Source organism: Buchnera aphidicola (Stegophylla sp.), from assembly GCF_005080785.1.
In the GTDB taxonomy this organism is placed as follows: Bacteria; Pseudomonadota; Gammaproteobacteria; order Enterobacterales; family Enterobacteriaceae; genus Buchnera_L; species Buchnera_L aphidicola_AQ.
Map to the genome: position 1 here is coordinate 376,408 of NZ_CP032998.1, position 12,680 is coordinate 389,087.

At 22.6% G+C, this 12,680-nt stretch carries 14 protein-coding genes and 2 tRNA genes; 5 read left to right on the forward strand and 11 right to left on the reverse strand.

Translation table 11 applies throughout. The features are described 5' to 3' along the window. Complete coding sequence (hemW, locus tag D9V79_RS01735; protein ID WP_158352085.1) at positions 1-1,137, forward strand: radical SAM family heme chaperone HemW; 1,137 nt, start codon at positions 1-3, stop codon at positions 1,135-1,137. 3 nt (positions 1,138-1,140) lie between these two features. On the opposite strand, the gene trmB is transcribed toward hemW, so the two are convergent. Then, entirely contained in the window at positions 1,141-1,881 is a 741-nt protein-coding gene (gene trmB, locus D9V79_RS01740) for a tRNA (guanosine(46)-N7)-methyltransferase TrmB (protein ID WP_158352087.1), read from the reverse strand. Positions 1,882-1,974: 93 nt separating this feature from the next. On the opposite strand from trmB, the gene mutY reads away from it, so the two are divergent. Both mutY and D9V79_RS01750 read left to right on the forward strand, forming a co-directional pair. After that, positions 1,975-3,021, forward strand: a complete 1,047-nt coding sequence (mutY, locus tag D9V79_RS01745) for an A/G-specific adenine glycosylase (protein ID WP_158352089.1) — start codon at positions 1,975-1,977, stop codon at positions 3,019-3,021. 5 nt (positions 3,022-3,026) lie between these two features. Next, a complete protein-coding gene (locus tag D9V79_RS01750; RefSeq protein ID WP_158352091.1) occupies positions 3,027-3,272 on the forward strand; it encodes an oxidative damage protection protein in 246 nt (81 codons plus the stop codon). 24 nt (positions 3,273-3,296) lie between these two features. On the opposite strand, the gene sbcB is transcribed toward D9V79_RS01750, so the two are convergent. Next, positions 3,297-4,730, reverse strand: a complete 1,434-nt coding sequence (gene sbcB, locus D9V79_RS01755; protein ID WP_158352094.1) for an exodeoxyribonuclease I — start codon at positions 4,728-4,730, stop codon at positions 3,297-3,299. Between the two features lie 52 nt (positions 4,731-4,782). Continuing rightward, positions 4,783-4,855, reverse strand: a tRNA-Asn gene (locus tag D9V79_RS01760). A 200-nt stretch (positions 4,856-5,055) separates the two neighbouring features. On the opposite strand from D9V79_RS01760, the gene D9V79_RS01765 reads away from it, so the two are divergent. Both D9V79_RS01765 and pyrE read left to right on the forward strand, forming a co-directional pair. Continuing rightward, positions 5,056-5,128: transfer RNA gene (locus D9V79_RS01765), tRNA-Ile, on the forward strand. A gap of 84 nt (positions 5,129-5,212) precedes the next feature. Further along, the gene (pyrE, locus tag D9V79_RS01770) at positions 5,213-5,872 is read left to right on the forward strand and encodes an orotate phosphoribosyltransferase (protein WP_158352096.1); all 660 of its coding nucleotides are present in this window, start codon (positions 5,213-5,215) and stop codon (positions 5,870-5,872) included. Here the strand turns inward: pyrE and dut are convergent. The 8 genes from dut to miaA all read right to left on the reverse strand — a co-directional run bounded on the left by dut (position 5,865) and on the right by miaA (position 12,680). Next, positions 5,865-6,326 carry a dUTP diphosphatase gene (gene dut / locus D9V79_RS01775; RefSeq protein ID WP_261978611.1) on the reverse strand — a complete coding sequence of 154 codons (462 nt, stop codon included), beginning with the start codon at positions 6,324-6,326 and terminating at the stop codon, positions 5,865-5,867. The two genes, pyrE and dut, sit on opposite strands and share 8 nt — an antisense overlap. Positions 6,327-6,537: 211 nt before the next feature. Beyond that, positions 6,538-6,996, reverse strand: a complete 459-nt coding sequence (rplI, locus tag D9V79_RS01780; protein ID WP_158352101.1) for a 50S ribosomal protein L9 — start codon at positions 6,994-6,996, stop codon at positions 6,538-6,540. 24 nt (positions 6,997-7,020) lie between these two features. Next, positions 7,021-7,248, reverse strand: coding sequence for a 30S ribosomal protein S18 (gene rpsR, locus D9V79_RS01785; protein ID WP_158352103.1), 228 nt, complete (start codon positions 7,246-7,248; stop codon positions 7,021-7,023). Positions 7,249-7,308: 60 nt separating this feature from the next. After that, entirely contained in the window at positions 7,309-7,653 is a 345-nt protein-coding gene (rpsF, locus tag D9V79_RS01790) for a 30S ribosomal protein S6 (protein WP_158352105.1), read from the reverse strand. A 451-nt stretch (positions 7,654-8,104) separates the two neighbouring features. Beyond that, the gene (locus D9V79_RS01795; RefSeq protein WP_158352107.1) at positions 8,105-9,400 is read right to left on the reverse strand and encodes an adenylosuccinate synthase; all 1,296 of its coding nucleotides are present in this window, start codon (positions 9,398-9,400) and stop codon (positions 8,105-8,107) included. A 91-nt stretch (positions 9,401-9,491) separates the two neighbouring features. Further along, the gene (locus tag D9V79_RS01800; protein ID WP_158352109.1) at positions 9,492-10,076 is read right to left on the reverse strand and encodes a glutamine amidotransferase-related protein; all 585 of its coding nucleotides are present in this window, start codon (positions 10,074-10,076) and stop codon (positions 9,492-9,494) included. A 5-nt stretch (positions 10,077-10,081) separates the two neighbouring features. After that, positions 10,082-11,632, reverse strand: coding sequence for an anthranilate synthase component 1 (locus D9V79_RS01805; protein ID WP_158352112.1), 1,551 nt, complete (start codon positions 11,630-11,632; stop codon positions 10,082-10,084). An 88-nt stretch (positions 11,633-11,720) separates the two neighbouring features. Beyond that, positions 11,721-12,680, reverse strand: a complete 960-nt coding sequence (miaA, locus tag D9V79_RS01810) for a tRNA (adenosine(37)-N6)-dimethylallyltransferase MiaA (protein ID WP_158352114.1) — start codon at positions 12,678-12,680, stop codon at positions 11,721-11,723.

Here is a 12,680-nt window from a genome sequence, read left to right on the forward strand (position 1 = left end):
ATGTCGATTTTACTACCTGATTTAAGTTTATACATTCACATACCTTGGTGCAAAAAAAAATGTCCATATTGTGATTTTCATTCATATCAATCCAAAAATTCGATCCCAGAATTACAATATATTCAATCATTAATTCAAGATTTAAAAAATGATATACATCTAATTAATAATAGAAGTATAAAAAGTATATTTATTGGAGGAGGTACACCAAATTTAATAAACTATAAATATATAAAATATCTATTACACAATATAAAAAACATTGTATCTCTTAACTCTAATTCAGAAATTACCATAGAAATCAACCCTGATTTAATTACTATTCATACAATACGAAAATATATACAATTGGGGATTAATAGAATATCGATAGGAATACAGAGTTTTAATAATAAATTATTAAAATCCATTGGACGAGAACATTCAGCAGAAACTGCAATAAACATTTTAAATCAAATAAAAAAAAAAAAAATAAATTTTAACATAGATTTAATGTATGGTTTACCTCAACAAACACTACAAGAATGTTTATATGATTTAAAAACTGCTATACTAATGAAACCTAATCATATTTCTTGGTACCAACTAAATATAGAAAAAAATACTATATTCTACTCTAAAAAAATACATTTGCCAAATGAAAATACTATATGGAATATGTATAACCAAGGTAATAAATTATTAACCCAATCAAAATACATACGATATGAAATATCTTCATATTCACAAAAAAAATATCAATGTCAACATAATTTAAACTATTGGAAATTTCAAGACTACATAGGCATTGGATGTGGAGCGCATGGAAAAATAACTACAAAAAATAAAAATATTATTAGAACTATAAAAAAATATAAAATTAATGATTATATAAACAGTAATCAATATATCCAAAAAAAATATAAAATTTTAGACAAAAATAAACCTTTAGAATATTTTATGAACATCTTTAGATTATTTCAACCTATAAAACGTAAATACTTTACATTATATACTGGATTAAACAAATGTTATATAAAAAACGAAATAAATACACTAATTAAAAAAAAATATATAGTACAAACAAAAAAATTTTGGTATACTCTACCAAAAGGAAAAATTTTTCTTAATAATCTATTAGAATATTTTATAAAATAAATTTTATAATTTAGAACACTGAAATAATAAATTAAAAATCTTTTTATTTAAAATATTTGCTTTTTTTTCAAAATTAGTGACTATTCTTGAATTAAATATTGTTAAATAATCAATATTATTTAATCTACTGGTATATTCCGAAATAGAATTTATCACACTCATAATATAATTTGCATATATTTTACAATCAGTAACTATATATAATATTCCATTTTTGACTTGTTTTCTTGCAAGTAATTTAATAAAATCAGGTTTTAAAATTCTTCTTTTATTATGACGTAACTTAATCCAAGGATCAGGAAAAAAAACATGTATAACATCTACTGAATTATCACAAATCATATATTGTAATACTTCTTCAGCATCATGCAATATAATCTTTACATTCTTCATATTAGCCATATACATATTATGCATACAATAACTTATTCCAGATACATAAATTTCTATACCTAAAATATTTTTATCTAAATTATACGACGCTGTATGTAATAAAGATTCGCCTTTCCCAAATCCTATATCTAACATAAAAAATCGATTTTTATTATCAAAAATTTTATGAATATCTAAACTTTGACATTGAAAATTTAATCCAAAATACGACCAATATTTTTTTATTATATCAATATTTTTTTTTCTATGTCGTCCAGATCTACAAACAAAACTACGTGTATTACGTATAAATTTTCCATATAAATTATATTTGGGTATAACAACATTATCAAATACTATATTTTTTATCATATATATAAATACTAAAATTTATCATAAATATTATAATATACAATATCATTCAAGAATAAAATAAACTTATGTTAAATAAAAAATGATCATAATATGAAATATTGGCAATTTTCACAATTAATTATTAATTGGTATCATATGTATGGTAGAAAAAACTTACCATGGCAAATAAAAAAAACTGATTATCATATTTGGATTTCAGAAATTATGCTACAACAAACACAAGTAAAAACTGTTATACCTTATTACAAAAAATTTATATCCACATTCAATACTATAGATAAACTAGCACAAACAAATCTAGATGAGATATTACATATATGGAGTGGATTAGGATATTATAAAAGAGCTATAAATTTACATAAAACAGCTAAAATTATTATTAATAAATATCATGGATATTTTCCTAATAGTATTATAGATCTAATTAAACTACCAGGCATTGGAAAAACCACAGCAGGCGCAATTCTATCATTATCAAAAAATTTCTCCTTTCCCATATTAGATGGTAATGTTAAAAGAATTTTAACTAGATTCTATAATCTCCCTAAAAATTTCAACAAATTAAAACATTATGAAAACAAATTATGGCATTTAATAAATATGATTACACCTATTCATAATGCTAATAAATTTAATCAAGGTATGATGGATCTAGGATCATTAATATGCCAATATAAAAAACCTAAATGTCATATATGTCCACTCAATCAAAATTGTCAATACATAAAAAATTTTAATAATCAAAAAACAAATATTACAAAAATAATTAAAAAAAAAATATTTTTTTATCTTATAATCCAATATAAAAATTTTGTCTACTTAGAACGTCGAAAAAATAAAAAAATATGGGAAAATTTATTTTGTTTCCCAGAATTTAACAATATAAAAGATATAAATACTTGGTTAATACAAAATGAAATAAAAAACAAAAATAATGAAAAAATAAATTCAATTTATCATCAATTAAGTCATATAAAATTAAAAATGAAAATGTTTAAAATAATAATAAAAAATAAAAAAATATTTTCTAAAAACAACCATTATATTTGGTATAATTTGTATAATCCCCCACACATTGGAATATCACAACCCATAAAAAAAATATTAATATACTTAAAAAAAATTGATCAGGATTAAAATATATGAAAATCATTTTCTGTAAATTTTTTAAAAAATTTTGTGAAGGACATGACGAACCATTTTATCCAGGAAGAATAGGAGAATATATATATAAAAATATATCAAAATTAGCTTGGAAAAAATGGATGCATCAACAAACAAAAATTATTAATGAAAAAAAATTAAATATGATGAATATACAAGATTATCAAATAATAAAAAAAGAAATGATAAAATTTTTATTTAAAAAAGATAATATCACATATTAATTTTGTTCTATAAAATATACAAAATTATTTAAATTGAATAAAATACTGTACATATCTTTTTAAATCATTTAAAAGATTAATTTTTTTTAAATTTTTACTATATTGATTCATAAGTTGATTTAGATTATCAAAATACCTTTCTAAAAAATTTTTATTAAATTTTTTTAATCGATATAATAACCATTTTATTTTTTCAAAACAATTTAAAGATTGAGGAAAATTACGCGCACGATATCGAAAAAACATTTCATATAATCGAGAATCAAAAAAATTTATACTAATATTTTTTAAATCATTAATTGAAATAGTATGTATGATACGCATTTGTTTTTTATCATAATTAGAAAAAAAAGAACGATATATTTGTAAATCAACATCATGATTTGCATTACAATAAACAAAATTACTAAACAATTTTCTTATTTCATAAAATAAAAATATATTTTTACGTAAAAAATATATTTTATTTAAATACGAATTTAAATTAATATTTAAACGATATTGATTTGCATGATCCAATAAATTCACAGGAACTAATATAGGACATTGATTAATATATAAAAAACCAATGCCAAATGAAAATAATTTTGATATAGTAATATTATTTCTATACCGATTCTCGAGAAGAAAATCAACTAATGAATGACTATCCATATATAAATCAAAAAATACTAACATATTGAAATTTTTAATATTCCAAAATATTGGTACAATACAAGTCATATTATTTCTTATATTACCAAAAATTCCTGAAATATAAACCAAAGGTTGCCATTGTACTTTATTAATAAGTAATTTAAGATTATCCTTTAACCTATATTTAAATAAATAATTAAACAACTTAGGTTGTTTTAATTTTACCAATTTAGCTAAACTTACTGTTGCTAAAACATCAGAAGCTGCATTATGTACATCATAATGATTAATATGATTACTACGTGTTAAATCATGTAATTTAAAACTCACAAAACCTAATTTATTTTTCGGCCATACAATACCTTCTGGTCGTAATAAATAACATGCTCGAACAACATTAATTAAATCCCAACGAGAATTATAATTTTTCCAACTCCAACTATAAGGATCAAAAAAATTTCTATAAAATATATTTCTCGTTATTTCATCATCAAACACAATATTATTATATCCAATGACACAAATAAATTTCGTATTTAAAATACTATAAATTTTTCGAGCAAAATAAAATTCATTTAAACCTTTTTTTATTGCATATTGAGGTGTAATACCTGTGATTAAAACCGATTCCGGATTAGGCAAATAATCATTCGGTGGAGCGCAATAAAAAACACTAACATTATCATCAATAATATTAAAATTATAATCAGTACGAATCGATGCAAATTGTACAGGCTTATCTAATGCAGTATGTACTCCAAATGTTTCATAATCATAAAAAAGAAAATCACATTTTTGATTTATTAAATTATTAAAATTCATAATTTTATTAAAATAATTTATAATTTGAATAAAAATTAATGATATATAAAAACTCCTCCGACTGGATTCGAACCAGTGACATACGGATTAACAGTCCGCCGTTCTACCAACTGAACTACAGAGGATTATTTAATAAAGTTATATCATATATCAAAAACTTTGTCAAAAAAACATTTTCAATATAATATATATCATAATACTAAAATATTATAATACTAAAATGTCAAAATATCAAAATATCAAAATATATAACAACTTTATAATAAAAAATAAATAAAATAATTGTAGATTATATTTTTAAATTCATTTATAATATTTATACATAGGCCCTTTAGCTCAGTGGTCAGAGCAGGCGACTCATAATCGCTTGGTCGCTGGTTCAAATCCAGCAAGGGCCAAAACCTAGTTTTTATAAAATAAAATATAAAAAACAACAAAAAATTTTATAAAAATAAAATTAAATAATATTAAATAAAAAACATATGAGAGAATGGAAAAAAAAATTTATTGAATTTTCTTTACATAATAAAATATTAACATTTGGAAAATTTCAGTTGAAATCTGGAAGAAATAGCCCTTATTTTTTTAATTCAAAATATTTTTATACTGGTTTAAATATTCTTAAATTAGGAAAATTTTATGCACATGCAATTGTACATTCAAAAATAAATCCTGATATGCTTTTTGGTTTAGCATATAAAGGAATTCCCATAGTTGTTGCTACAGCAATAGCATTAAAAATATATTATAATATCAATCTACCATATTGTTTTAATCGAAAAGAATTTAAAAATTATGGAGATCAAGGTATCATTATTGGACCAAATATAAACCATAATAACATTATTATTATAGATGATGTTCTTACATCCGGAATAACAATACAAAAATACATCAATACAAAACCAAATAACTCTATTTATAGTATATTTGTTGCATTCAATAGACAAGAATACGGAATATCAAATGTATATAGTGCAACAGAAGAAATAAAAAATAATCATCCATATTGCAAAATATTTTCGATTATTAATATATTTGATTTAATTAAATATCTTATAAAATATAATAAATATCCAAAAAAACTAAAAAAAATTATAACATACCAAAATATATATGGATGTAAAAAATACATTATTTAATACCAGAAGATCCAAAACCATGTATATTACGATTGGTATTTTTAAAATCTGAAACTATATTAAAATCTGGCTTAATGATCGGAACAAAAATCATTTGTGCTACCCGATCTCCACAAGAAATATAAAATGTTTTTTTACTTCTATTCCATACTGAAAGCATTAATTCACCTTGATAATCCGAATCAATAACACCAATAGTATTACCTAAAACTATACCATGATAATGACCTAATCCTGAACGAGGTAAAATAAAAGCAGTAATTAATGGATCTTTAATAAAAATAGCAATACCAGTAGGTATTAATATAACTTGATTAGAACAGACAGAAATAATTTTTTTTTTTATACACGCTCTCAAATCCAAACCAGAAGATCCGTCAGTTGAATATGTCAAAGACGGAAATTTTGTTCCTATACGATCATCTAATATTTTTATATCAACAATATTCATAATATCTATATCATATATAAATATATAAAATAATATTAAATATTATAAAATAAAAATAATATATTGTAAACACAAACTCAGTATAATTATAAAATATCAAATATCATATCACCTATATTACCAAGATATATTATATACATATAATATATCTTGATAATAAAATATTTATCTTATATATAAAATATCATATATTTTAATATTATAAAATTACATATCAAATACTATTTTGAGAAAGAACATGTACTAAACAACTGGTTTCTATTGTTTTATAAGGTCTAAAAATGACTTTATACACACCTAATTTACGAATATAACCATTTTTTATATAAATTTCTTGTTTATCTACTTGAACTCCTAATTTCATAATTGCATTTGCAATATCTTTTGGTCCAATAGAACCAAACAATTTTTCATGTTTACGTGATCGAACATATATTTTAATAATCGGTAAAGATTTTACTTGATTTAATCTTAATTTAGCTTGAGATATCCTAAATTTTACCTTTTTATCTAATTGATTTTTCTTATTTTGTATAATATTAATATTTTCAGAACTCGATCTTAATGCTTGACCTAAAGGAATAAGGTAATTACGTGCATATCCAGATTTCACTGTAATAATACTTCCTATTTTCCCTACATTTCTAATATCTTTCAATAAAATAATTTCCATTTATAACCCTTTCAATATATTATATTAACAATGTTGATCTGTATAAGGAAGTAATGCTAAATATCGAGCTCTTTTAATTGCTCGAGATAACTGTCTTTGATACTTCGATCGAGTACCTGTAATTCTACTCGGAACAATTTTACCAGTTTCTGTAATATAACTCTTTAACGTAACAATATCTTTGTAATCTACCTCTTTAACACGATTTGCAGTAAAACGACAAAATTTTTTTCGCCTAAAATATCGAATCATACATTTAATCCTTCAACATATATTGATTACATATAAGTAAATAAAATATATATAAATTAATTATCTTTTATCCATTTTATCATTTTTTAACTTTAAAATTACAGATGGAACAACAATTTTTTCTTTGACTGTAATAATCATACTACGTAAAACAACTTCATTAAAAAATAATATTTCTTTCAATTCACTAATTTTAACTGGTTCAATGTGAATGTTCATTAATATATAATAAGCTTTATGCAACTTTTTAATAGGATATGCTAACTGACGTCTTCCCCAATCTTCTAAACGATATATAATTCCATGATTTTGCATAATAAACGTTTTATAATGTTTTATAATATGCATAATTTGTTCTGATGTTTGATCAGGATGAATAATAATAACAATTTCATAATGACGCATATAAAATAATAATCCTTTTAAAAATATTAAGTATTTTAAAATATAAACAATATAAAATATAAAAATAAATAAAATAAAAATTCTATAATGCAATATAATAATTATTATTTCAAAATATTTATAATATTTAAAATTGTAATATGACATATTTGTTACAATACAATGTTTGTAAAACATTTTCATTAAGTATTTTATTTATTAATATATTTAAATAATATATTTTACTTATAATATTGATAATATTTATTATTATAAATCAATTAAACTAATTAACATAATCATCAATGAAATATTATACAATAACAAAAATAAAATCAATAATAAAATTATTATACTTATAAAAATAAGATTTTATACTATATATTTTTATTCAAAAAAAAATATTATAAAATATAAAAATCATAAATTTATATATTTAAATATATATAAATAAAAAAATAATCATAAATTTTTAAAATTCTATATTCACAATTGTTTGAGATCTTTCAGGACCAGTGGAAATCATATCAATAAATATTCGTGTACAAATATTTTTTTCTATAAACAATATATAATCTTTAGCTTCAGATGGTAATTGATTCATCGATTTTATTCCTACTGTAGATTGCATCCATCCAGGTAATACTTCATAAACAGGTTCAATGGTATTCCAATCTAATATATCACATGGTGTTGTAAAAATTTTGGATGAATTAATATGTTTATAAGCAACACAAATTTTTAATTCTGATAAACCATCTAAAACATCTAATTTTGTTAAACATAATGAATGAATCGAATTTAACAAAATGGAGCGTGATAACAATACTAAATCTAACCAACCCGTCCGTCTTTTACGTCCAGTAGTAGAACCAAACTCCATTCCTTTTGTAAATAAATGAGTACCAATAGCATCATGTAATTCTGTAGGAAACGGACCAAAACCTACTCTAGTACAATAGGCTTTTACTATACCTAAAACATAAAAATTATAATTTAAGTTGACTCCAGAACCAGTAAAAACACCACCTATAGTACTATTAGAAGAAGTCACATATGGGAAAATACCATGATCTAAATCTAAAAAAGTACCTTGAGCACCTTCAAAGATAATTTTCTTCTTCAAATAACATGCTTCGTTTAATATCAATGGTACATCCTTGATTTTTTTAATTAAAGTATTTTGATATGTCAATAGTTCTTCTAAAACTAATTCATATTCTAATGGAGAACCTCCATAATAATTTACCAACTGAAAATTATAATAATTAATTATATTTTTCAATTTTTTCATTAATACGTTAGTATTACGTAAATCACCTATTTTAAGTCCTCGACGAGATACCTTGTCTTCATAAGATGGACCAATACCTTTTCCTGTTGTTCCAATTAATTGTTTCCTTAAAAATTTTTCTCTAGCTATATCCATATTGATATGATAATCTAAAACTAGAGGACAATGTTCTGAAATGAATAAACGATTATGAACAAAAATATTTAAACTAGATAACATATTTATTTCTTTAATTAATGCTTTAGGTGAAATAACTACACCATTACCCAAAACACAAATCATGTGATTATGTAATATACCAGAAGGAATTAAATGTAAAATAATTTTTTTACAATTTACTACTATAGTATGTCCAGCGTTATGTCCACCTTGGTATCTAACAACATAATCAAATTTATTAGTTAATAAATCTACTATTTTACCTTTTCCTTCATCTCCCCATTGTGTACCTAACACAATAATATTTTGTTTCATGATATACCTTAAATAACTTATATCAATTATTATTGTCATACATTATTATATTCATTATTATAAAAATGTATTCATAATAAAAATAAAATTATTAATATTTTGAATATGCCCATTTGACAGTATTATATAACAACTGATCCCCATATGTAGTAAGAATAGATTCTGGATGAAATTGAAATCCACAAACTCTATCAAAATTATTACGAATAGACATAATAACATTTTTATATTTGGCATTAATTGTCAACGTGGAAGGAATATTGGCACATATACATGAATGATATCGAGCAACTAATAATGGGTTAACAATACCTTTAAACATTTCTTTTCCATCATGCAATACTAACGATGTTTTACCATGTAAAATTTGATTTGTATATTTCAAAACACCACCATAATATTCAACAATTGCCTGATATCCTAAACAAATACCAATTACTGGAACAATACCAATAACAAATGATAACAAATGCATCATACATCCTGACTGTTTAGGTATTCCAGGACCTGGAGAAAGTAATACTATTGGATTTTTCATACTAAATAAAGTAGACAAGATGGTACTAACAGAAACATTATTACGATAAATAATAACATGATAATTATAAACACGTAATTGATCAACTATATTATATGTAAAAGAATCAAAATTATCCAATAAAATAATTTCTTTCATCACAATTATTCCTTTTTATGATAATTTGAATAAATAATAGAATTCAATACAGCTTGTGCTTTATTACGACTTTCGTCAGATTCCTCTTGAGGTATTGAATCCAATACTATACCCGAACCAGACTGAATAGTAGCAACAGAATTTTCAATATAAGCAGAACGTATTATAATACATGTATCTAAATCCCCTGAACCTGTAAAATATCCTATTGAACCACCATAACTACCTCGATTAACATTCTCAACTTCAGCAATTAATTGCATTGCACGAACTTTTGGAGCTCCACTTAATGTGCCCATATTCATACATGCAGAATAAGCATGTAAAACGTCCAAATCAGTTCTTAAAATTCCAATTACTTTAGAAACTAAATGCATAACATGAGAATACCGATCCACTTGTGTCAAATTGGACACAAATCGTGTTCCAGGTATACAAATTTTAGCTAAATCATTACGAGCTAAATCAACAAGCATCACATGTTCTGATAATTCTTTATGATTAGTACGCATTTCTAATTCAATACGACTATCTAAATCTAAATTTATATTACCATATTTATCAAAACCTCGTGCTCTAGTACCAGCAATTGGATATATTTCAATTCTTCTACTAATAGAATCATATTTTAATGAACTCTCTGGTGATGCACCAAATAATGTAAAATTTTTATCTTGCATATAAAACATATATGGACTTGGATTTTTTAATTTTAAATAATAATATGCTGATAATGGATAAGGACAAGGTAAAAAAAACTTTCTTGACGGAACAACTTGAAATATTTCTCCCTGTCTAATATAATTTTGCATGTTTCTTACAATATTCTGATATTCTAAATCACTTATATTCACATCTACAGCTTGAGCAAGAATTGTCTTTTTTGGTATTGATACAGAAATATGACATAATTTTTTTTTAATTTCTAATAATCTTTTTTGAATCCTGATAGTTTCATATACATCATTAAAAAATACACTTCCTTGAACAGTACTTATTTGTCGAACATGATCAAAAATTAATAAAACTTCAGACAAATAAAAACAAAAATCTGGACATTTTTGAAAACGCGATAAAATCGGTAAATTTTCAAAAGTATTAACCAAATCATAAGAAAAAAAACCTCCAAAAAATATTGATTTAGATTGATCAGAATCAGATTGAATTAATTTCAAAATAAATCTAAAACAATCAAATATTGATAATGATTGTAATCTATGATCTTCATCTAATATATTAATTATATCAGGAAAAATAAATTCAATTTTTTTTTTAAAAATATGCAATTTTACTTCTTTAGGAATAACGCGATGTATTTTATCTAATATATTTTGTCCATTTTGAGAAAAAGATTCTAAAATAACTTTTTTATTAATTGCAATAATACGTATTGCTGTATCTATAATTAACATACTCTCCAATTGATTTTTTTTGACAATTTCAGCAGATTCTAACAACAATGTTTCTGTTTTATTGTGACAAATATTATAAAAAGTTTCTGCAGGATTCATATGATAAGGAACATCTAATTGTAATATCTGAACAACATTTTCCATATTTAATCAACTCACATTAATTATATTATTTAAGTTTTCATCCTAACTTTTTAATATGTAATTATTGAATATAAATACATAATCATAATTAACCATACATAATATCTTCTTTATAAATTACATTTAATATTTTTTCTATTATAAGTTCCATTTTTGTATCTTTTAAAAGATAAATATTATTCCATGTTTTTAACCATGTTATTTGTTTTTTAACCAATTGTTTTGTAGACACAATAATTTGTTTAATCATATCACCATAACTAATCAAACCAGATAAATAAAACCACATATGTCGATAACCAATACAACGTATTGAAGGTAAATGAATATTTAAATCGCCTCTATTAAATAAACCCATAACTTCCATTTCAAAACCTTGATCTAACATGTTTCCTAAACGATTTTCAATATTATGATACAATTTCTTTTTTTTTAATACTCTAACAAATTGTATAGTTTTATATGGTAATCGAAATAATATATTTTTTTTTAACTGACTAAATTTTTTTCCTGTAATCAAACAAACTTCTAAAGCTCTTAATAATCTTTGTACATCATTAGGATGAATATTTTTAGAAGAAATTATATCAATTTTAGATAAATATTTATGTAAACTATAATTATGATTATAATTATTTTCACGTAAAATTTTCTTTTTTAATTCTAAATTTGATTTTGGTAATTGTGATATTCCATTCAACAAAATGTGATAATAAAACATAGTACCACCTACTAATAACGGAATCTTACCTAATTTTAAAATATCATTAATTTCTCTTAAAACATCATATCGAAATTCCGAAACAGAATAATATTGGCTAGGATCTTTAATATTAATTAAACGATGAGGATGTTGAATTAACTGTAATTTATTCGGTTTAGCAGTCCCAATATTCATATGACGATATATTAATGCAGAATCAACACTGATTAACTCAACTGGCAAATATTTTCTTAATTCCATTGCTAATGTTGATTTGCCAGATGCAGTCGGTCCTAATAAAAAAATTAAAAATGATTTACATAAATTTTTTTTATATATTTTCAT

Coding starts and splice junctions, on each gene's coding strand:
- hemW (WP_158352085.1), top strand. CDS start 1: ATGTCGATTTTACTACCTGATTTAAGTTTATACATTCACATACCTTGG.
- trmB (WP_158352087.1), bottom strand. CDS start 1,881: ATGATAAAAAATATAGTATTTGATAATGTTGTTATACCCAAATATAAT.
- mutY (WP_158352089.1), top strand. CDS start 1,975: ATGAAATATTGGCAATTTTCACAATTAATTATTAATTGGTATCATATG.
- D9V79_RS01750 (WP_158352091.1), top strand. CDS start 3,027: ATGAAAATCATTTTCTGTAAATTTTTTAAAAAATTTTGTGAAGGACAT.
- sbcB (WP_158352094.1), bottom strand. CDS start 4,730: ATGAATTTTAATAATTTAATAAATCAAAAATGTGATTTTCTTTTTTAT.
- pyrE (WP_158352096.1), top strand. CDS start 5,213: ATGAGAGAATGGAAAAAAAAATTTATTGAATTTTCTTTACATAATAAA.
- rplI (WP_158352101.1), bottom strand. CDS start 6,996: ATGGAAATTATTTTATTGAAAGATATTAGAAATGTAGGGAAAATAGGA.
- rpsR (WP_158352103.1), bottom strand. CDS start 7,248: ATGATTCGATATTTTAGGCGAAAAAAATTTTGTCGTTTTACTGCAAAT.
- rpsF (WP_158352105.1), bottom strand. CDS start 7,653: ATGCGTCATTATGAAATTGTTATTATTATTCATCCTGATCAAACATCA.
- D9V79_RS01795 (WP_158352107.1), bottom strand. CDS start 9,400: ATGAAACAAAATATTATTGTGTTAGGTACACAATGGGGAGATGAAGGA.
- D9V79_RS01800 (WP_158352109.1), bottom strand. CDS start 10,076: ATGAAAGAAATTATTTTATTGGATAATTTTGATTCTTTTACATATAAT.
- D9V79_RS01805 (WP_158352112.1), bottom strand. CDS start 11,632: ATGGAAAATGTTGTTCAGATATTACAATTAGATGTTCCTTATCATATG.
- miaA (WP_158352114.1), bottom strand. CDS start 12,680: ATGAAAATATATAAAAAAAATTTATGTAAATCATTTTTAATTTTTTTA.